Origin of the sequence: Paractinoplanes globisporus DSM 43857, from assembly GCF_000379645.1 — a bacterium.
In the GTDB taxonomy this organism is placed as follows: Bacteria; Actinomycetota; Actinomycetes; order Mycobacteriales; family Micromonosporaceae; genus Actinoplanes; species Actinoplanes globisporus.
Map to the genome: position 1 here is coordinate 38,578 of NZ_KB903298.1, position 20,085 is coordinate 58,662.

A 20,085-nucleotide genomic window follows, 5' to 3' on the forward strand; every position below is an offset into this window, starting at 1 on the left:
GCGCCTTGGAGGCCACCCAGGGTCACAGCGCGCGGGACACGGTGCGCCTGGCGCTGATCGTCGGCGCGCTCGGCGTCGTCTTCGGCGACATCGGCACGAGCCCGATCTATACCCTGCAGACCGTCTTCAACCCCGACGACCCCCACCCCGTGCCGGTCAGCGTCGACAACGTCTTCGGCGTCGTCTCGCTGATCTTCTGGTCCGTCATGATCATCGTGACGGTGACGTACGTGGTGCTCGCGATGCGTGCCGACAACGACGGCGAGGGTGGCGTGATGGCACTGATCACGTTGCTGCGGCGTTCGGGCGCGCAGCGCCACCGCAAGGTGGCGGCCGCGCTCGCCGCGCTCGGCATCTTCGGCGCCGCGCTGTTCTTCGGCGACAGCATGATCACCCCGGCCATCTCGGTGCTCTCCGCCGTCGAGGGCCTCAAGATCGTCGAACCGTCGCTCGCGGAGGCAGTCGTCCCGATCACCGCCGTGATCATCGTGGCGCTCTTCCTGGTCCAGCGCCGGGGCACGGCGGCGGTCGGGCGCGTCTTCGGCCCGGTCATGATCGCCTGGTTCCTCACGATCGGCGTCCTCGGCGTCGCCGGCATCACCCGGCATCCGGCGATTCTCAAGGCCCTTTCTCCCACATACGCGCTGAGCTTCCTCTTCGGCCATTTCGGCATCGCGTTCTTCGCCTTGGCCGCGGTCGTGCTCTCGGTGACCGGCGCCGAGGCGCTCTACGCCGATATGGGCCATTTCGGCCGTCGCGCCATCAGCCGAGGCTGGCTGTTCCTGGTTCTCCCCGCGCTGGTGCTGAGCTATTTCGGCCAAGGCGCGCTGGTCCTCGACGACGAGGCGAACATCAGCGGCCCGTTCTTCCTGCTCGCCCCCGGCTGGGCCCGGTTACCCCTGGTGCTGCTGGCCACCGCCGCCACGGTGATCGCCGCCCAGGCCGTGATCACGGGCGCGTACTCGGTGACCTCGCAGGCGGCCCAGCTCGGCTACCTGCCCCGGCTGCGCGTGACGCACACCAGCGAGAAGGAGGTCGGCCAGATCTACGTGCCCTGGATCAACTGGCTGCTCCTGGTCTCGGTGCTCACCCTCGTCTTCGCGTTCCGCAGCTCGGCCGCCCTCGCCTACGCCTACGGCATGGCCGTGACCGGCACGATCACCATCACCACGCTGCTGTACTTCTACATCGCCCGCCAGCGCTGGCGGACACCTCTGTGGCTCCTGATTCCCGGCGGCGCCCTGCTGCTGTCGGTCGACCTGCTGTTCGTGGCGGCCAACCTGACCAAGCTCCTGCACGGCGCCTGGCTGCCGCTGCTGATCGCGATCACCGCCTTCACGGTGATGACGACGTGGCAGAAGGGGCGCGCCATCGTCACCGAAGCGCGCCGTCGCACCGAGGGGTCGCTGAACGAGTTCATCCAGCAGCTGCGGGCGAAGGCGGCGTCGATCGCCAAGGTCCCGGGCACGGCCGTCTTCCTCAACCGGGGCAACCAGACGGCGCCGCTGGCCATGCGCGCGAACGTCGAGCACAACCACGTCCGCCACGAGCATGTCCTGATCATTTCGGTCGAGACGCTGCCCGTCCCGCGCCTTCGTGACGAGGAGCGGATCGAGGTCGACCCGCTCGGCTACGAGGACGACGGCATCTTCTTCGTGAGCATGCGCTTCGGGTACGCGGAGACGCAGGACCTGCAGGCGGTCCTGCGGCTGCTCGATCCGGCCACCACCGAGGGCCGCCTCGACCTGGAGAACGCCTCCTACTTCCTCTCCAAGATCGAGCTGCGCCGGGGCCTGCAGCCGACGATGGCCACGTGGCGCAAGCGCCTGTTCATCGCCACGTCGTACATCACCGCCGACGCCGCCGAGCACTTCGGCCTCCCGCGCGACCGCACGGTGATCATGGGCTCGCACATCGAGGTCTGACCCCGGCGCCGGACATCGTTCGGACCGCGGCGTCTAGGTTGGCCGGGTGAAGTTCGCGGTGGTGGGGTTCGGGTGGCGGGGATCGGCGTTCTGGCGGGTCGCCCAGGAGCTGCCCGATCTGGAATGCGTCGGCGCGGTGGTGCGCACCCCGCGGGAGCTGCCGGTGCCGGCGTTCGGGTCGCTCGACGAGTGCCTCGAGCGGGCCCGGCCCGACTTCCTCGTCACGGCGGTGCCGCGGGCGGCCAACCCGGGCGTGGTGAGCGCGGCGGTCGATCGGGGCGTGCCCGTGCTGGCCGAGACACCGCCGGCGCCGGACGCCGACACGCTGCGGTCGCAGTGGGCCGCGGTGGGCGGTTCGGGGCTGGTGCAGGTCGCCGAGCAGTATCTGATGATGCCGGCCCACGCGGCACGGCTGGCGGCGGTCCGCAGCGGGATCATCGGGACCCCGACGCAGGTGCAGGTCTCCTCGACGCACCAATATCACGCCGTCTCGCTGATCCGCGGCCTGCTGGGGACCCGCTTCGGCGCCGCCACGGTACGGGCGTCGCGCACGACTGCGCCCCTGGTCGAGCCCCAGACCCGGCAGGGCTGGACGGGCGATCCGGAGCCTCGCCCGGCCACGACGACGATCGCGACGATCGACTTCGGCGACGGGCGCAGCGGCGTCTACGACTTCACCACCAACCAGTCGCGCAACCAGCTGCGATTCCGCCGGATCCTCGTCCGCGGGACGCACGGCGAGCTGCGGGACGACGAGATCGTGCACCTGGCCGGGCCGCGGGCGATCGCGCGCACCCCGATCACCCGCCGGCAGACCGGGCACGACCTCGATCTCGACGGGTACGAGACGCAGACCCTCACGCTGGGCGGCGAGATCCTCCATCGCAACCCGTTCCCGGGCCGGCGCTGGAACGACGACGAGATCGCGACCGCGACGATCCTGACCGCGATGGCGGCGTGGGTGCGCGGGGAGGCGCCGCCGCCGTACCCGCTCGCGGAGGCGGCGCAGGACCAGTTGATCGCGCTCGCCATCGAGGAGTCGGCCGACACCGACCGCCCGGTCACCACCGCAGAAGCGCCCTGGGCGCCACGTTGAGGGAAAATCGCCCGCGATGTTACGGATGATCAGCTTGTCCCGCGGGCCTGAAGCAACGTTCAATCGTGGGGTGAGCGACGAGGGCATGCTGGAACGGATCCGGGACGGGCTGATCGGTCAGGGACAGGTGCTGGAGGGGCCGTTCGGGCCGCGCCGCATCACCTACGCCGACTACACGGCGTCCGGGCAGGCGCTCGACTTCATCGAGGACTTCATCCGCGACCAGGTGCTCGCCCGCTACGCCAACACGCACACGGAGGCGTCGGCCACCGGCGCGCAGACCATGGCGCTGCGCGAGGAGTCCCGGTCGATCATCCATCGGGCCGTCGGCGCCGGCCCCGAGCACGTCGTGATCTTCTGCGGGTCCGGCGCGACCGCCGCGGTGGCCAAGCTGGTCGGCATCCTCGGCCTCCGCATCCCCGAAAACCTCGATGACGCGTACGCGCTGAGCACGCACATTCCGGAGAAGGACCGCCCGGTCATCTTCGTCGGGCCGTACGAACATCATTCGAACGAGCTCCCGTGGCGCGAGTCGATCGCCGACGTCGTCGAGATCGAATCCGATCACACCGGACATGTCGACCTCACCGCTCTCGCCGGCGCCTTGCGGGCGTACGCCGATCGGCCGGTCCGGATCGGCAGCTTCTCGGCGGCGTCGAACGTGACCGGAATTCTCACCGACACGGCGGCGGTTTCCCGGGTGCTGCGTGAGCACGGAGCGTTGTCGGTGTGGGACTACGCGGCGGCCGGCCCGTACGTGCCGATCTCGATGGCGGACAAGGACGCCGTCTTCCTGTCGCCGCACAAGTTCCCCGGCGGCCCGCAGACCCCCGGCGTGCTCGTCGTCGACCGGCGCCTGCTGACCAACCGCGTGCCGGTCATCCCCGGCGGCGGCACCGTGGCCTACGTCGATCCGACCGGCCACCGCTACCTGTCGGATCCGGTGGCCCGGGAGGAGGGCGGCACGCCGGCGATCGTCGAGTCGATCCGGGCGGGCCTGGTCTTCGCGGTCAAGGACGCCGTCGGCCCCGCGGTCATCGAGGAGCGGGAGCGCGCGCTGTGGCAGCGGGCCCGGTCGCGCTGGGCGTCCTCGCCGCAGATCGAGATCCTGGGCGACACGGCCGCGGAACGGCTCTCGATCGTGTCGTTCCAGGTGCGGGCGGGGGAGCGCTACCTGCACCACAACTTCGTGGCCGCCCTGATGAACGACCTGTTCGGCATCCAGGCGCGCAGCGGCTGTTCCTGCGCCGGGCCGTACGGGCATCGGCTGCTGGGCATCGACGAGGCGCACTCGCGGGAGTTCCGCGGCGAGATCGTCGACGGCTGGGAGGGCATCAAGCCGGGCTGGTCCCGCCTCAACTTCAACTACTTCATCACCGACACGGTCGCGGACTACCTGATCTCGGCGGTCGCGCTCATCGCCTCGCACGGCGCCCGCATGCTGCCCGACTACCGCTTCTCGCCGCGGACCGGCCGGTGGATCCACGTGGGGTTCGAGGCGCCGCACGTGCGGCTCGCCGACCTCCGGCTGGGCGCGGACGGCACGGTCGGCATGCCGCCGGTGCCCACGGCGACCGCCGGCGAGGACGCCCTGGCCGGCTATCTGTCGGCCGCCCGCGAGCTCATGACGTCCCGGCCCGAGCCCACCGACGGCGTACGCCTGGACGTGCCGGCCGCCTTCGAGAAGCTCCGCTGGTTCCTGCTGCCCGACGTGTGCCTCGAGTGAGCCGTCCGGCCCGCGCCGTGGTGGCGGGCGTCGTGGCCGCCTTCGCCCTGGTCGTCCTGCTGGCCACCGTCGTCAGCCTGCTGCCCGGTCATTCCCGGGCCCAGGAGAAGGCCGGCTACCTGTGGACCAACTACGGTCCGCGCCTGGTCGTGGCGTCGCTGCTCGCGGTGGCCGTGGCCGGTCTCGCCGCGCCGGGCCGCCGCCGGCGAGTGATCACGGCGTCGGTCGCGGGCCTGGCGGTGCTGTGCTCGGGCGCGCAGGTCGGACGGGTCATGGTCGCCGCCGCCCGGGCCGGCGGCTCGGTCGATCCCGTGCGCGCGCTGGCGCTGACCTCGGCCGCCGTGCCCGCCCCCGACGCGTGGGCGGTCTACAACCGGGTGGCCGGCCGCGACCTGCGCGTCGCGATCTGGAAGCCGCACGGCACGACCCCGGCGCCGGTCATGGTCGGCATCCACGGCGGTGGCTGGATCGACGGCCCCGGCCAGGCCGAGTCGTACGGCCCCGAGGCGGCCTGGTGGGCCGCGCGCGGCTGGCTGTTCGTGAGCGTCGAGTACCGCCTGTCGACCGCCACCCACGCGAGCTGGGACGAGTCACCGGCCGACGTGGCCTGCGCGCTCAGCTGGACCGCCGCCACCATCTCCCGGTACGGCGGCGACCCGGACCGCATCGTCGTCACGGGCGCATCGGCCGGCGGCAACCTGGCCATCAACCTGGCCTACGGCTCCACGGCCTCCTCCTGCCCCGGCGTCGTGCCGGCCCCCCGGGCGGTGGTGGCGGTGGTGCCGGTGGTGGACCCCCGGAACGCCTACGACCACGGCATCCCGATGCCGGGCGCCGCCCCGAAGGACTTCATCCGCAACTATCTGGGCGGGTCGCCCGAGCAGCATCCCGACCGGCTGCGGGCGATCACGTCGGCAACGTATCTGTCGGCCGCCGCGCCGCCCACGCTCATCATCGAGCCCTCCGAGGACGGTTTCATCCCCTCCGAGGCCGTCTTCGCCTTCGCCGACGCGGCCCGAGCGGCCGGAGTCGACCTCACCGTCGCCCGCCTCCCGGTCGTCGACCACTTCCCGGTCGACTTCGAGTCCCTGTCCGCCCAGGCCAACCGCACCATCGCCGCCGCATACCTCAGGGATCACGTCGGAATCACCGGCGTCAACGAGTCGTGAAAATCCGCGGCGAGGCTGTCTGAAAAGCGTCAACCATCCTGTCGTACGCGGGGAGGCGCGCCCACCGTGGACGTTGTGAATGACGCCAGGGTGATTGTCGGGGTGTCGCCGTCGTTGTCGGGGCTCGCGGCGTTGCGGGTGGCGCTGGCCGAGTCCCGCCGGCGCCGGATGCCGTTGTGGGCGGTGCGGGCGTGGCACATCGAGTTCGGGCCGCGGGCCCGGCCCAGCTGGGAGTTCGAGCGGGCGGTGGCGGCCGACAACCGCAGTCTCGTCGAGGAGGCGTTCCGCACCGCGGTCGGCGAATCGCCCCGGCAGCTCGGTGTGGTGGTCCGCACGCCGCAGGGCCCGGCCGGGGTGGTGCTGCGCGACTACCTCGCCGGGCCCGACGACCTGCTGGTGCTCGGCGCGCCGCAGAGCCGCTGGTGGGGTGGGCGCGTGCTCCGCGCGGTGACGCGCGGCGCGGTCTGCCCGGTGATCGTGGTGCCGCCGCCGGAGCTGGCCCGCGTTCCGGCCCGGGGCCTGCTGCGCGAGGCGCTGACATTCGTCCAAGACTGACCGGCCGGGGCCGGGGCATCGTCGGCGGTATGAGCGCGCATGACATGTACGTGGTCCACGACGGTCCCCGCGAGGCGCCGCCCCTGCTGCTCGTCCACGGCTCGGGCGCGTCCAGCGGCACCTGGAAACCGGTCGTCCCCGCCCTCGCCGCCGATCATCACGTCATCCGGGTCGACCTGCCCGGTTGCGGCCAGTCGCCGTCGCCGCGGTCGTTCGCCGTGTCCGCGCAGGCCGGCCAGGTGGCGGCCGTCCTCGACGACCTGGGCGTCGGCCCGGTGATCGCGATCGGCCATTCCAGCGGCGGTTACGTCACCACCGCGCTCGCCGAGCAGCGACCCGATCTGATCCGGTCGTTGGCGCTCATCAGCAGCGGGCCGGCGCACGACGCGCTGCTGCCGCAGCCGCTCATCCTCCGTGCGCTGCTCGCGCCGCCGATCGGCCCGCTGCTGTGGCCGCTGCGCACGGACGCGATGACGCGCCGGGGCATCACCGCCACCTTCGCCCGGCCGGTCGATCTCCCGGACGACGTGGTCGCCGAGTTCCGCGGCATGACCTACCGCACCATGCGGACCGTGTTGCACCACAACGGCGAATACCTGGCCGAGCGGAACCTGCCCGACCGGCTCGCCCCGCTCGGCGTGCCGCTGCTGGTCATCTTCGGGGCCGCCGACCCCCGCTGGGATCCGGAGTCCGCCCACCGTTACGAGGTCGTGCCGGGCGTACGCGTGGAGATGTTGCCTGGTATCGGTCACGTGCCGATGTTCGAGGACCCGGAATCGACCGCCAAGCTCCTGCTCGGATTCGCGGCCTAGGCTTGGTGGCGTGCCTCGGGCCGGTGAGACGGTCGACTGGGCGTCGGTGGAGATCGCGGTGCCACGCCCGTCCTGCCGCCTGCCCGGCGTCAGCATGGCCGGCTTCGCCTACCGCGACACCGCGCCGATCGACGTCGCCATGGTCGCGCACCCGGCCGTCACGCTCCTGCTGGACCTCGGCGGCGACGCCCTCGTCCATGACTCCGGCGGCCGGCGCGAGCGCGGCAACGTCGTCATCGGCCTGCACCCCGGCGACCTGCGCGTATCCGGTGCCGGTCCCGGCCGATGCCTGCAGATCCGCCTGGACCCGGTCGCGGCGACGGCGGTGCTGGGCGGATCACCCGAGCTGAGCGGCACGATGGTCACGCTGGACGCTCTCTGGGGCCGCGACGCCTCGCGCGTCGGCGACCGCCTGCACGCCGCCGGCTCGTGGGACAAGACCTTCACCATCGCGTACGGGATGATCGCGCGCCGCCTGGCCGCAAGTCGCCCGGTCGACCCGGAGGTCGCACGCACCTGGCGCCGGATGCGCGCCACCCGCGGCCGCGTGCGGGTCGAGCACCTGGCCGGCGAGGTGGGCTGGAGCCGTCAGCGCCTGTGGTCCCGCTTCGGCGCCCAGGTCGGCCTGACTCCCAAACGCGCCGCCCGCCTGATCCGCTTCGACCACGCCGCCCACCTGCTTGCGGCCGGCCACGCCCCGGCCGAGGTCGCCACCGAGACCGGCTGCGCCGACCAGTCGCACCTGAACCGCGAGGTCAGGGAGTTCAGCGGCCTGACCTCGGCCGCCGTCGCCACCGCTCCCTGGCTGGCCATCGACGACATCGCCTGGCCGGCCGGCTGAGGCACCGATACCGCACCCGCCGGCCGCGATCACCTCCATTGACAAAAACATTTTGTACGTACAGGATGATTTTTGTGATGAAGGACCTGCTGTACCTGGAGCGCGTCGAGCAGGCCGAGACGCTGCTCAAACCGCAACGGATCGAGGTACTGCGGCAGTTGGCCGAGCCGCGTTCGTGCACCGAGGTCGCCGCCCGGCTCGACCAGACCCAGCAGCGCGTCTACTACCACGTCAAGCGGCTCGTCGAGCACGGCATCGTCACCCAGGTCGCCGAGCGGCGGGTGCGCGGCATCAACGAGGGCGTCTACCAGGCCACCGCGCGCGCCTACTGGCTCTCCCCGCGCCTCGTCGGCCGGATCGGCCAGCGTCAGCAACGCGACGAGGCCAGCCTCGGCTACCTGCTCGACCTCATGGAGGACGTGCAGTCCGACGTCGCCGCCCTGCACACCCAGGCGGCCCAGCGCGCGGCCCGAGCGGCCGAGCCCCGGGCCGGCGAGCCGGACCTGCCGTCACTGGGCGTCTCCGGCGAGATCCGGCTGCGACCCGAGCGGCGGCCCGAGTTCATGGCCGACCTGAAGGCCGCCCTCCAGGACCTCTTCACCAAATACGGCGGCGCCGAGGGCGACGCGTTCAAGCTCGCCGTTGCCTGCTATCCCGACCGAAGTCAACAAGGAGAAGACCGATGACCACGTTGAAGAAGTGCATCCGCATCGCCGCTCCGCCGTCCGAGGTGCACCGTGCTCTCACCGATCCGGCGGCGCTGCGGGTCTGGCTCGCCGAGAACGCCGAGGTGGAGCTGCCCGGCCGGTACGAGTTCTGGGGTCGCTACACCCCACAGGGCGACGCGCCGCACCAGCGCCTGCTGCACGCCGACGACAGCTCGCTGCGCTTCGACTGGGAGCTCGACGGCGTCACCACGACCGTCGAGATCGGACTGACCGCCGAGGCGGACACCGGATCGACCCTGCTGACGCTCACCCAGACCGAGGTGCTGGGCTGGCCCGAGGTGCTGACGGACAACGGCGCCCGCGCCGTGATGCACACCTACTGGACGCTGGCCCTGGCCAACCTGGCCGACCACGCCGAGGGCCGGGAACCTCTCGTACGCGGCGACTTCACCAGCTCGGTGCTGCGCGCCGAGGTGCTGATCGACGCCGATCGGCTCGCGGTCTACGAGTCGCTGACCGACCCCGAGCTGTACTCCAAGTGGTCCGGCGCGAAGCTCGAGGCCGAGCTGCACGTGGGCGGCCGCTGGGCGATGGGCGGTTTCGACGCGAACCCCTCACCCGCGCACATCGTCGACCTCCAGCCGGGCCGTGCGATGTCGGTCGACTGGGGCGACATGGTCGAGTCCTGGGAGCTGGCCGATTCGGACGGGCACACCCGGCTGACGTACGTCCACAGCGGGTTCGACGAGACCCAGACGCCGTACCCCGGATGGTTCGGTGCGCTCGGCGGCCTGGTGGAGCTGCGCCGCTACCACGAGCTCAAGGACAACTGGCGCATGCGGTGGGTCGACGTGCAGCTCGAAGGCCTGCCGGACGAATTCCTGTCGCTCAGCTAGCCGGCGTCACCCGCCCGGGCGGGGGCCTGCGTCTCGGCCCAGGAAGCCGAGCAGGCGCTCGCCCGGCGGCGCGTGGCCGGCGATCGACACCGGCCGGTCGAACCGCCCGGGCCGGTCGGCCGCGCGGATCAGCACGAGGGCCAGGTCGAGGAGCTCGTCGGCGAGGTCGTCGGGGATCGGGCGGTCGGCGCCGCAGGATCGGGCCACGTCCCAGCCGTGCACCGCGAGCTCGATCGCGCCCGCGCCGGCCACGAGAGGCGTGCTGAGGGTGGCGTGCTCCACGCGTACGAAGGGAGCGCCGCAGGCATTGGTCCATGCACCCAGCAGGCGGGCGGCACCCAGCCGGACTCCCGGGACGACGTCGCCGGCATCGGCCGGCGGCGTCAGCGCGACCTCCCCGGACGCGGCGGCCTCCTCGAGCGCCGCCATCGAGTCGATCACGTGTTCCAGCAGGTCACGGAGGTCCCAGCGGGCGCACGGCGTGGGCCACGCCAGCATCGGCTGCGTGACCAGAGTGACACTCCCCAGGCAGTAGGCGACTGCTCGCTCGAGGACGGCCACTCCGGCCCGCAGCACGACGTCCATCAGACGGGGATCGACTCGGGCAACCCGAAAGTCGCGAAGAGGCGCAGGTCGAAGAAGGACGAGACGTGGCTGACGCCCTGCGGCGTCAGGGTCAGCACGGGCAGGTTGAACGGGCGGTACGTGTCGCCGTCGCGCATGTAGAGGCCGAACGCGAACTGGCCGTTCGCCCTGGTCGCGACCAGTTTCATGTCGCCGGGGCCCTGGGCCGGGCAGCGCGTGTCGATCAGGCGGGCGATGTCCTCGGGGCCCGCGTACCAGCCGGTGAACGGCGGCATCTCCCAGACGGCGTCCTTGGTGAAGATGTCGACCAGCGCGGCGATGTCCTTGGCCTCGAACGCGGCCACGAAACGGTCGAGAAGCTCCCGCTGCTCGGCCTCGGTCGGCTCGCTCATCTCGTCGGCCGTGACCGTGGCCTGCTGCAACTGCGCGCGGGCCCGCTGCAGGGCGCTGTTCACCGAGGCGGTCGTCATGTCGAGCATCTCGCCGACCTCGGCGGCCGGCCACTGCAGGACGTCGCGCAGGATCAGCACGGCCCGCTGCCGCGGCGGAAGGTACTGCATGGCCGCGACCACCGCGAGCCGGATGCTCTCCCGGCCGGTCACCACGGCCGCCGGATCGTCGCTGACCAGCGAGTCCGGCATCGGCTCGAGCCAGGGCACCTCGCGCTGCTCGATGAGCGCGTCGGCCGGGTCCGAGCTCGGCGTGCCCAGACCGATCGGAAGCGGTCGCCGGCTGCGCGACTCGAGCGCGTTCAGGCAGGCGTTCGTCGCGATGCGGTGCAGCCAGGTGCGCATCGACGAGCGGCCCTCGAAGCGGTCGTACGAGCGCCACGCCCGCACGTACGTCTCCTGCACCAGATCCTCGGCGTCGTAGACCGAGCCGAGCATCCGGTAGCAGTGTGCGAGCAACTCCCGACGGTAGGGATCCGCCTGCAACACGAACTCGGTGTCCACCGCGCCACCTCCTCGTAGATACCGACCGGCGTCCGCCGCGAAACTCATCGCGGATCCGGCGATGAATTTCGCCGAGCGCCCCGGTCTGTCCTGGCGATCGTAATGAGTGAGGGAGGTCGGCGGCCGTGCCGAAGACGACGGATCGCAGGTGGATCGCGCTGATGGTGCTCTGCGCGGGCATGTTGATGATCATTTTGGATATCACGATCGTGAACGTCGCTCTGCCCGCGATCCAGGGTGAGCTGGGGTTCTCGCAACCGGGGCTGGCGTGGGTGGTCAACGCCTACCTGATCCCGTTCGGGAGCTTGTTGCTCCTTTTCGGCCGGATCGGCGACCTGGTGTCGCGCCGGGGCGTGTTCGTGAGCGGTCTGCTCATCTTCACGCTCGCGTCCGCCCTCTGCGGGCTGGCCGAGAGCCGCGAGATGCTGATCGCGGCCCGGTTCCTGCAGGGTGTCGGCGGCGCGGCCACCTCGGCGGTCATCCTCGGGATGATCGTGACGATGTTCCCGCAGGCCGGGGAGCAGGCGCGGGCCATCGGCGTCTACAGCTTCGTGGCCTCGGCCGGGGGCGCGGTCGGGCTGCTGCTCGGCGGCGTGCTCACCTCGGCCGTGAACTGGCACTGGATCTTCTTCGTGAACGTGCCGGTCGGGGTCTGCACCATTGCCGCAGCGCGGAGGTTGATCGTTGCTGATCGGGGGCCGGGGCTGCGGCAGGGTGCGGACGTTCTCGGAGCGGTGCTGATCACCGGGGCGCTGATGGTCACGGTCTACACGGTCGTGACGCCGGGCGGATCGCTGCCGCTCGCGCTGCTGGCGCTCGGGCTCGGGGTGGCGTTCGTGGTACGCGAGGCCACGGCGCCGGCGCCGCTGGTGCCGCTGCGGATCTTCCGATCGTTGCCGCTGGCCCAGGCCAACCTCGGGCAGCTGCTCAGCGCGGCCGGGATGTTCGGGATGTTCTTCGTGGGCGTCCTCTACTGCCAGCACGTGCTCGGCTACGACGCCATGCAGATCGGGCTGGCCTTCCTGCCGGTCACGGTGGTCATGGGCGGGCTGTCGCTGCGGTACACCGAGAAGCTGATCGGCCGCTTCGGCGCCCGGCGGCTGGTGCTGACCGGGCTCGGGCTGGTCGTGGTCGGCCTGGTGTACTTCGCCCGGGTGCCGTCGGACGGGTCGTATCTGATCGATGTGCTGCCGTCGATGGTGCTGCTCGGGGTCGGGGGCGGGCTCGCCTTCCCGTCGCTCGCGGCGCTGGCCATGTCGTCGGCCACGCCGGAGGACGCGGGGCTGGCCTCGGGCGTGTTCAGCACGACCGCGGAGGTGGGGTCGGCGCTCGGGCTCGCCGTTCTCGCCTCGCTCACGGCCGGGGGATTCCGGCTGCCGTTCCTCGTCGCGGCCGTTCTGGTCGCCGCCGGGCTGGCCGTGTTCCTCCGGGCGCCTCATTTGGAAAATTCCGAACCTGAGTTGATCGCCGCTTAAGGAGTCATCGTCATGCTGCAGAAACTTGTTCAGGAAGCGATCGACGAGCAGGTGTCGTCGGGCCGGGAGAAGGCGGTGCAGGTCGCCGTCTACCGGGACGGGGAGCTGATCGTGGACGCCGTCGCCGGGCCGGCCGACTCGTCGTCGCTCTTCTACACCTGGTCGATGGGGAAGGCGATGACCGCCACGATCGTGCATCGCCTGGTCGAGCGCGGGGTCTTCGACTACTCCACGACGATCGCGTCGGTGTGGCCGGCGTTCGGTGCGGCCGACAAATCGGGCGTCACGCTGCGGCACGTCCTGCAGCACACGGCCGGGGTGCCGGGGGTCGGAACCTCCACCACCATTTCGGACATTTGCCATTGGGACGTGATTTGTGAGCGGATAGCGGAGTCGGCGCTGTGGTGGGAGCCGGGCACCCAGGTCGGCTATCACGCGTACACCTTCGGCTACATCCTCGGCGAGTTCTGCCGCCGCGCCGCCGGCAAGCCGCTGGGCGACCTGCTGCGCGACGAGATCGGGACGCCGCTGGGGGTGGCCGAGGACCTGTGGTTCGGCATGCCCGAGGCGCCGCGGTCCCGCCTCGTGCCGCTGGTCGACTCGCCCCCGCCGCCGGGGATGTCCTTCGAGCTGCCGCCGGACTCGCCGATGGCCCGCGCCTCCTCGGCCGAGCTGTGGCCGGCCGCGGCGCTCGGCAACCGGCCCGACGTGCTCGGCGCCGACATCCCGGCCGGCGGCAAGATGACCGCCCGCGCCATGGCGAGGCTCTACGCCGCCCTGATCGGCCCGGTCGACGGTGTGCGCCTGCTGTCGCCGGGGACGGTCGAGGCCATCGGCGCCGACACGTACGAGGGCATCGACCAGGTCTTCGGCAACCCGGCACGGTTCGGCCTCGGCTTCGCGCTCGGCCGCCTCGGCGGCGGCGAGGGTGACACGTCGTTCGGCTGGGGCGGCATGGGCGGCAGTTTCGGGTACGCGGATCCGGCCACCGGCACCGCCGTCGCGTACTGCAAGAACCTGCAGACGGACTTCGCGAATGCCACCGAAATCGTGGAGCTCGTCAACCGCTGAACCCCGGCACGTTACCTGTCCGTAAACATCGGTATGACCGAGGTCTATCGGGCATCGCACCTGATCCGCCGGTTCCGGCCGCGGATCGGGAAGAAATGGGTGGCCGTGGCGGCCAGCGTCGTCGTGCTGATCGTCGCGGCCGGCATGCTGGCGCTGGCCGTGCCGCTGCCGTTCCTGGAGGGCTTTCTCGGCCGGCAGGTCGTCTCGCGGGTGAGCAGCCAGGTCGCCTGTCCCGGGGCACTGGCCCAGGCGCCCGCGGTCACGGTGGCCGGCGGGCCGCTGCTGCCGCAGGTGCTGCGGGGAAATCTCGAGGAATTGCGGCTGTCGGTGCCGGACGCGACCCTCAGCGGGGTGCCGCATGCCGCGTTCACGGCGACCATGAAGGACGTCAGCCAGCACGCCGACAACACGCATGTCGGCGCCATCGACGCGAACATCACGGTCGGTTTCCGGAATCTACCGGCGACTCCGGGGGCGACGATGCCGCAATTCGGGCGGGCGTCCGACGGCGGCCTCACGGTCGAAGTGGTGATGCCGCCCGAGGCCGCGAAGAACGTCAAGGCCAAGCTGTTCCTGAAGATGACGATTCAGGGCGAGACGGTTCGCTCGGTGCCGCGGCAGCTGCAGATCTTCGGACAGACGATCGCGGCCGGGCGGGTGAGCGATCTGACCGGGGGAGTGCGCACGGAACGGCTCCCGCATCTGCCGGACGGGGTCGCCTACAAATCGATCGCGCCCCGGAAGGACGGCGTGCACGTCGCGCTCGGCGGCGTTTCCACGACGCCGTTGTCGGCCCTGCCGGCGCAGGTGGGCGGGCGTGACGTGACCTATGCGGCGTCGGACGGGCTGCTCGGCATCAACACGTCGGCGATCGGCGTGCCATTGACCATCTTCACCGCGCCGGTCCTTTCCGGCGGGACGCTCACGCTCTCCCCGGCCAAGGTGCACATTCTCGGCGGCGACCACGGTCTCAACGATCCGCTGGCCAAGCTGGTGCTTTCCCAGATAGACCAGAAGGACCTTTCCCGTACGCTGCCGGCACTGCCCGCGGGAGTCAGCTACAAGTCGGTTTCGGTCGACGCCGGCGGCATTCGAGTGGTGATCGACGGGGTCACGGTCCGGCCGTTCTCGGCGCTGACGCAGCCGCCGGGCGACAATCCCACCGTCTTCGGGGCCGAGAACGGATTGCTCACCGCCACCCAGAAGGGCGGATCGGGCGACGCCACGCCGATCGTCCTGTACGGGCGGCCGGTCATCCGGGGCACGACCCTCGACATCTCGCCGCGGCAGATCGAGATGTTCGGCATACGCTTCCCGGCGGCCGACGTGCTGCGCGAGGTGGCCGCGCAGCAGACCACGTTCCCGCTGCAGTCGTTGCCGGCCCACCTGACGTACGACCGGGTCGACGTGCTGCCGGCGGCGCTGCGCATCCACCTGACCGGCAACGACGTGACCCTGGCCCGCGGAAGCCTGACCGGCGGCGGCTGTTAGGGGCGTGGCGGCGATCGATAACTGAAGAGGTCTCCGGTAGTTGGTTGAGCGACCAAGCTGGGACTGCACACCGGAGACTGGCTGCGCAGATGGGCCGTGAGACGGCCACGAACCCGGCCGGAGACGGTGCTGGCCGAGGCGTACGCGTCGAAGGCCGACCGTGCCCACCTGCGATCCCGCGGCATCCGGGCGTGCATCCCGAGCCAGGACGCCCCCCGCAAGGCCAAAAGGATCGAAGGGTGGCCGTCCACCCGCCTTCGACCCCGAGATCTACCGCCTGCGTCACGCCGTGCAGTGCGGCATCAACCAGCTCAAACAAGCTCACCGTGCGCTACGAAGCCACCCTCACCATCGTCGCCGCGACCAACGTCCCCGGACATCACACCTAGCGCGCCCGGTGAGCCGTGTCACGTTCCTCGACCGGAGATAGCGTCTCCGTTTAGCGTTAAGCGGAGACGCCATCTCCGATTGAGTGGGAGTGAACGATGAAGGTTCTGGTGACCGGCGGTACCGGCTACGTTGCCGGCTGGGTGATCGTCGAGCTGTTGCGACGCGGCTACGACGTGCGCACGACGGTGCGGAGCCTCGATCGGGCGGGCGCGGTGCGGGGCGCCGTCGAGACCGAAATCGATCCGGGGGAGAGGCTCACGTTCGCCGCCGCCGACCTCACCCGGGACGAGGGGTGGGACGCGGCGGTCGAGGGGGTCGACCACGTGCTGCACGTCGCCTCGCCGCTCGGCGACGAGAGGACGAAGGACCCGCAGGCGCTGATCGGGCCGGCCCGCGACAGGACCCTGCGGGTGCTGCGCGCGGCCACGGCGGCGGGCGTGCGGCGGGTGGTCATGACCTCGGCCGCCAACGCCGCGAGCCCCTCGTCGTACGCGGAAGAGGGTGTCACCGACGAAACGCTGTGGACCGATCCGGCCGACCCGGCGCTGATTCCCTATCGGCGGTCGAAAACGATCGCGGAGCGGGCGGCCTGGGACTTCATGGCCGCGCACCGAGGGCCGACCACGCTCACGACGATCCTGCCCGGTGCCGTTTTCGGACCGATTCTGAGCACCGGAAACCTCGGCTCGGTCCGGATCGTCGAGCGGCTGCTGACCGGCGCGATGCCCGGCACCCCGCGCATCGGTCTCGAGATCGTCGACGTACGCGATCTGGCCGATCTGCACATCCGTGCGATGCTCGCGCCCGAGGCGGCCGGCGAGCGGTTCCTCGGCACCGGCGACTTCACCTGGATGTCCGAGATGGCCCAGGCTCTTCGCGACGGCCTCGGCGAGCGGGCGCGCAAGGTCCCCCGGCGCCAGCTTCCCGATCTTCTCGTACGGGGGATGGCGCTCTTCGACCCGTCGTTGCGCGCGATCACCGTCTCGCTCGGGCGCCGCAACCGGCACAGCACGGAGAAGGCCAAGCGGCTCCTCGGCTGGCAGCCACGGCCGGCCGACGACACGGTGGTCGACTGCGCCCGCAGCTTGATCGCGTGGGGGGTGGTGCCCGATACGATGGGCGCGTCATGAGCGTGCGCAGGGATTCGGCCCGGAATCGGGCCCTTCTGATCGAGGCGGCACGGGAGGTTTTCGCCGAGCGCGGCTTCGGAGCCACCCTCGACGACATCGCGCGGCATGCCGGGCTCGGCACCGGGACGGCGTACCGGCACTTCCCGAACAAGCAGGCCCTCGCGGCCGAGGTGCTGGCGGGGGCGACCGAACAGATCGCGATCGACGCCCGGGAGTCGCTGGCGATCGATGATCCGTGGCTTGCGCTGGTGACCTTTTTCGAGCGGAACGCGGAGCGGCAGGCTCGGGACCGCGGGCTCTACGAGGCGCTGACCGGGCGCGGCGACGACGAGACGCAGGCGCGCATCTGGCCCTCGATCATCGAGACGGTGACGGCCCTGTTCACCCGGGCCCAGCGGGCCGGCGTGGTGCGGGCCGACGCGGCGCCGCAGGACATCGCCGCGATCTTCGCCTTCCTCGGGCCGGCCTTCGAGATGAGCCGCACGGTCGCTCCCGACCTGTGGCGCCGCTATCTGGCCCTGATGCTCGACGGTCTGCGCGCCGTCGACCGTCCCGCCCTGCCCGCGCCTCCGCCCCCGGTCTCCGAGCTGGCTTCGATCATGAAAGCGGGGAAACGATGATCGCCACGGCCGATCCCGGCCTCTCGAGCGACGACCGGTTCGTCGCGGCGGTGGCCGCGCTGGTGAACGAGGTCTACGCGGCCGCCGAGGAGGGCATCTGGATCGACGGAACCGTCCGCACCAACTCGGCCGAGATCGCCGCCATGATTTCCGCGGGCGAGCTGGTCGTCGCCCGGGAGGACGACGAGGTCGTCGGCGCCATGCGCCTCCAGAGCCTGCCCTCCGGCGAGGGCGAGTTCGGCATGCTGGTGGCCCACCCCGAGCGGCGCGGCGCCGGCATCGGCCGTGATTTGATCGCGTACGCCGAGAGCTGGGCCCGGTCCGAAGGTCTGAAGACCATGCAGCTCGAACTGTTGTACCCGCGTACCTGGACGCACCCGGTCAAGAAGTTCCTGCACGACTGGTACAACCGGCTCGGCTACGAGGTGGTGCGTCACGGCGACTTCGCCGAGGACTACCCGGCCCTGGTCCCGCGCCTGGCCACCCCGTGCGACTTCCTGGTCTTCCACAAGACCCTGTGACCGTCGTCGAACCCGGCCCGAAGTCTGCCAATCCCGCTCCGAGGGATTGATAAGGATCAGTCAGTTGACTTAGGTTCCATCGAGGCTCGCCACTGCGACGAGGGGACCACGATGGACTATCCGTTCGCACCGCCGACCGCCCTGGAACCGCCGGCCGAGTGGGAGCGGCTGCGCGCCGAGTGCCCGGTGTGGCGCGTCCGGATGGCCAGTGGTGACGAGGCGTTGCTGCTCACCCGGTACGAGGACGTGCGGGCGATGCTGGCCGACCCGCGCTTCACCCACCACCTCACCCGGCCCGACGCGGCCAAGCTCGCCGACTCCGAGACCGGCGGCGTCTTCAACGACCCGGGCGCGGCCGGCGACATGACCCGGGGCGAGGGGCATCGCCGGTGGCGCCGGATGATGAGCCGCTCGTTCACCGCCAAGCGGGTCAACGAGATGCGTCCGCGCATCGAGGAGCTCGCGCACGGCCTCGTCGACGACATGGTGCCGCCGGCCGACCTGACCGCGAGCTTCGGCTTCCCGCTGCCGGTCTTCGTCATCTGCGAGCTGCTCGGCGTCCCGCCGGAATACCGCGATCGTTTCTCGCACTGGTCGGACGCGATGCTCAATCTGACCCGGTACCGCCAGGACGAGCTGGACACCGCCGCTCGCGAGTTCCACGAGTTCATGGCCGCGCACGTGCAGGCCAAGCGGGAGAAGCCCGGCGACGACCTGCTCAGCGAGCTCGCCGTCATCGTCGACAGCCAGGACGGCCGGATGAGCGAGGCCGAGCTGGTCATGACCGCGCAGGGCCTGCTGGTGGCCGGGCACGAGACCACGGCCAACATGATCGGCAAGATGGTCGCGATGCTGCTGGCCGACCGCTCGCGCTGGGAGCGGCTGGTCGTCGACCGCGGCCTGATCGGGAGCGCGGTCGAGGAGGCGCTGCGCTTCGACGCGAACCCGAACTTCGGCATCCCCCGCTACGTCAGCGAGCAGGTCGCGTTGGGCGACGAGACGATACCGGCCGGCAGCACCGTCATCACCAACATCGGCTCGGCCAACCGGGACGCGTGCGCGTTCGCCGATGCCGCCGACATGGTGCTCGACCGCCGGCCCAACCCACATCTGGCGTTCGGGGCCGGCCCGCACTCGTGTCTCGGCCAGGCGCTCGCCCGGGTCGAGCTGCAGACCGCGCTCGCCGTGCTTCTCGACCGTCTGCCCACATTGGAGCTCGCCGTGCCGGCCGCCGGGCTGCGTCGCCGGGAGGGTCTGGTGGTCGGCGGCCTCGAGGAGCTCCCGGTGCGATGGTGAGCGCGGCCTCTCCGGGTGGGCGCCCGGGTGCGGCGGCACCGCCCGCCTCGCCTCGTCGGCGAGATGCCGCCGCAACCCATGCACTTCTCCTGCGTACGGCGGAAAGGTTGTTCGCCGAACGGGGAGTGCACGCCGTGTCGAACCGCCGGATCGCCGAGGCGGCCGGACAGGGCAGCAACTCGGCCGTCGGGTATCACATCGGCACCAAGGCCGACCTGGTCGCGGAGATCATCCGTGCGCACGCCGTCCCGATGGACCGGATGCGCGAGCGGATGCTGGTGCGCGCCGAGCGCTCGCCCGACCCGCGGGCCCGGATCGCGTGCCTGGTCGTGCCGGTGACTCGGCACCTGGCCGAGCTGGGCGTGCCGAGCTGGTACGCCCGCTTCGCCGCGCAGATCAGCGTCGACCCGGGCCTGCGCACGGTGGCCGTCAACGAGGCGACGTCCACTCCGGCCATGCGCCGCACCATGGACGCCGTGCTGGCATGCGTGCCCGGCGAGGCGGCTTCGCTGCGAGCCGGAATGGTCCGACACCTCATCATTCATACCTGCGCGGACCGGGAGCAGGAGCTCGCCGACGGCAACGCGCCCGCGACCGGCACCTGGCCGCGTACCGGCGCCCTGCTCATCGACGCGATCGCCGCGCTTCTGGCGGCCCGGGAGGATCCCGCATGAAAATCGCCGTCGACCAGGACAAATGCTGCGGCGCGGGCCAATGCGCCATGCTCGTTCCGGACGTCTTCGACCAGCGCGAGGAGGACGGTGTCGTCGTCCTGCTCGACCCCGCCCCGGACGACCGCCTGCTGCCCGATGTGGAGGGCGCGGCCGCCGTCTGCCCGGCGGAGGCCATCCGGGTGGAGCGCTGA

General features: G+C 71.3%; 20 protein-coding genes and 1 pseudogene. 19 read left to right on the plus strand and 2 right to left on the minus strand.

Features of this window, described 5'->3' with window-relative positions; translation table 11 throughout:
* Positions 1 to 5: 5 nt before the first annotated feature.
* From A3CQ_RS0112155 to A3CQ_RS0112195, 9 genes are all read left to right on the plus strand, one after another.
* Positions 6 to 1,925, plus strand: coding sequence for a potassium transporter Kup (locus tag A3CQ_RS0112155; protein WP_020511208.1), 1,920 nt, complete (start codon positions 6 to 8; stop codon positions 1,923 to 1,925).
* A 46-nt stretch (positions 1,926 to 1,971) separates the two neighbouring features.
* Entirely contained in the window at positions 1,972 to 3,021 is a 1,050-nt protein-coding gene (locus A3CQ_RS0112160) for a Gfo/Idh/MocA family protein (protein WP_020511209.1), read from the plus strand.
* Positions 3,022 to 3,091: 70 nt separating this feature from the next.
* Complete coding sequence (locus A3CQ_RS0112165; RefSeq protein WP_020511210.1) at positions 3,092 to 4,747, plus strand: aminotransferase class V-fold PLP-dependent enzyme; 1,656 nt, start codon at positions 3,092 to 3,094, stop codon at positions 4,745 to 4,747.
* A complete protein-coding gene (locus A3CQ_RS52510; protein WP_020511211.1) occupies positions 4,744 to 5,916 on the plus strand; it encodes an alpha/beta hydrolase in 1,173 nt (390 codons plus the stop codon). The genes A3CQ_RS0112165 and A3CQ_RS52510 overlap by 4 nt, the downstream gene beginning before the upstream one ends.
* A gap of 75 nt (positions 5,917 to 5,991) precedes the next feature.
* Entirely contained in the window at positions 5,992 to 6,471 is a 480-nt protein-coding gene (locus A3CQ_RS52515) for a universal stress protein (RefSeq protein ID WP_157295743.1), read from the plus strand.
* Between the two features lie 29 nt (positions 6,472 to 6,500).
* Positions 6,501 to 7,283: an alpha/beta fold hydrolase gene (locus tag A3CQ_RS0112180; protein ID WP_211216565.1), complete on the plus strand. Its 783-nt coding sequence runs from the start codon at positions 6,501 to 6,503 to the stop codon at positions 7,281 to 7,283.
* Positions 7,284 to 7,293: 10 nt separating this feature from the next.
* Positions 7,294 to 8,124 carry a helix-turn-helix domain-containing protein gene (locus A3CQ_RS0112185; protein WP_020511214.1) on the plus strand — a complete coding sequence of 277 codons (831 nt, stop codon included), beginning with the start codon at positions 7,294 to 7,296 and terminating at the stop codon, positions 8,122 to 8,124.
* 77 nt (positions 8,125 to 8,201) lie between these two features.
* On the plus strand, positions 8,202 to 8,810 hold the full coding sequence (locus tag A3CQ_RS0112190) for an ArsR/SmtB family transcription factor (RefSeq protein ID WP_020511215.1): 609 nt from the start codon (positions 8,202 to 8,204) through the stop codon (positions 8,808 to 8,810).
* The gene (locus tag A3CQ_RS0112195) at positions 8,807 to 9,688 is read left to right on the plus strand and encodes an SRPBCC family protein (RefSeq protein WP_020511216.1); all 882 of its coding nucleotides are present in this window, start codon (positions 8,807 to 8,809) and stop codon (positions 9,686 to 9,688) included. Before A3CQ_RS0112190 ends, A3CQ_RS0112195 begins: the two co-directional genes overlap by 4 nt.
* A 6-nt stretch (positions 9,689 to 9,694) precedes the next feature.
* Here the strand turns inward: A3CQ_RS0112195 and A3CQ_RS0112200 are convergent, their stop codons facing one another.
* Positions 9,695 to 10,273 (minus strand): TIGR03086 family metal-binding protein, encoded by a 579-nt coding sequence (locus A3CQ_RS0112200; RefSeq protein ID WP_020511217.1) that lies wholly within the window; start codon positions 10,271 to 10,273, stop codon positions 9,695 to 9,697.
* Positions 10,273 to 11,274 (minus strand): sigma-70 family RNA polymerase sigma factor, encoded by a 1,002-nt coding sequence (locus tag A3CQ_RS0112205; protein ID WP_051115231.1) that lies wholly within the window; start codon positions 11,272 to 11,274, stop codon positions 10,273 to 10,275. Before A3CQ_RS0112205 ends, A3CQ_RS0112200 begins: the two co-directional genes overlap by 1 nt.
* A gap of 77 nt (positions 11,275 to 11,351) precedes the next feature.
* Here A3CQ_RS0112205 and A3CQ_RS52520 point away from each other — a divergent pair, with 77 nt between their 5' ends.
* From A3CQ_RS52520 to A3CQ_RS0112250, 10 genes and pseudogenes are all read left to right on the plus strand, one after another.
* A complete protein-coding gene (locus tag A3CQ_RS52520) occupies positions 11,352 to 12,701 on the plus strand; it encodes an MFS transporter (RefSeq protein ID WP_020511219.1) in 1,350 nt (449 codons plus the stop codon).
* A gap of 12 nt (positions 12,702 to 12,713) precedes the next feature.
* Positions 12,714 to 13,772 carry a serine hydrolase domain-containing protein gene (locus tag A3CQ_RS0112215; protein ID WP_020511220.1) on the plus strand — a complete coding sequence of 353 codons (1,059 nt, stop codon included), beginning with the start codon at positions 12,714 to 12,716 and terminating at the stop codon, positions 13,770 to 13,772.
* A 33-nt stretch (positions 13,773 to 13,805) separates the two neighbouring features.
* Positions 13,806 to 15,263 (plus strand): LmeA family phospholipid-binding protein, encoded by a 1,458-nt coding sequence (locus A3CQ_RS0112220; protein ID WP_020511221.1) that lies wholly within the window; start codon positions 13,806 to 13,808, stop codon positions 15,261 to 15,263.
* An 87-nt stretch (positions 15,264 to 15,350) separates the two neighbouring features.
* Positions 15,351 to 15,597, plus strand: a pseudogene (locus A3CQ_RS62695) (IS5 family transposase); the annotation flags it as partial.
* Between the two features lie 151 nt (positions 15,598 to 15,748).
* The gene (locus A3CQ_RS0112225; RefSeq protein ID WP_020511222.1) at positions 15,749 to 16,783 is read left to right on the plus strand and encodes an NAD-dependent epimerase/dehydratase family protein; all 1,035 of its coding nucleotides are present in this window, start codon (positions 15,749 to 15,751) and stop codon (positions 16,781 to 16,783) included.
* The gene (locus A3CQ_RS52525; protein WP_020511223.1) at positions 16,780 to 17,403 is read left to right on the plus strand and encodes a TetR/AcrR family transcriptional regulator; all 624 of its coding nucleotides are present in this window, start codon (positions 16,780 to 16,782) and stop codon (positions 17,401 to 17,403) included. Before A3CQ_RS0112225 ends, A3CQ_RS52525 begins: the two co-directional genes overlap by 4 nt.
* Positions 17,400 to 17,924, plus strand: coding sequence for a GNAT family N-acetyltransferase (locus A3CQ_RS0112235; RefSeq protein ID WP_020511224.1), 525 nt, complete (start codon positions 17,400 to 17,402; stop codon positions 17,922 to 17,924). The genes A3CQ_RS52525 and A3CQ_RS0112235 overlap by 4 nt, the downstream gene beginning before the upstream one ends.
* A 111-nt stretch (positions 17,925 to 18,035) precedes the next feature.
* Positions 18,036 to 19,220: a cytochrome P450 gene (locus A3CQ_RS0112240; protein ID WP_020511225.1), complete on the plus strand. Its 1,185-nt coding sequence runs from the start codon at positions 18,036 to 18,038 to the stop codon at positions 19,218 to 19,220.
* Positions 19,214 to 19,894, plus strand: a complete 681-nt coding sequence (locus A3CQ_RS52530) for a TetR/AcrR family transcriptional regulator (protein WP_063713558.1) — start codon at positions 19,214 to 19,216, stop codon at positions 19,892 to 19,894. Before A3CQ_RS0112240 ends, A3CQ_RS52530 begins: the two co-directional genes overlap by 7 nt.
* Positions 19,891 to 20,085, plus strand: a complete 195-nt coding sequence (locus tag A3CQ_RS0112250; protein ID WP_020511227.1) for a ferredoxin — start codon at positions 19,891 to 19,893, stop codon at positions 20,083 to 20,085. The genes A3CQ_RS52530 and A3CQ_RS0112250 overlap by 4 nt, the downstream gene beginning before the upstream one ends.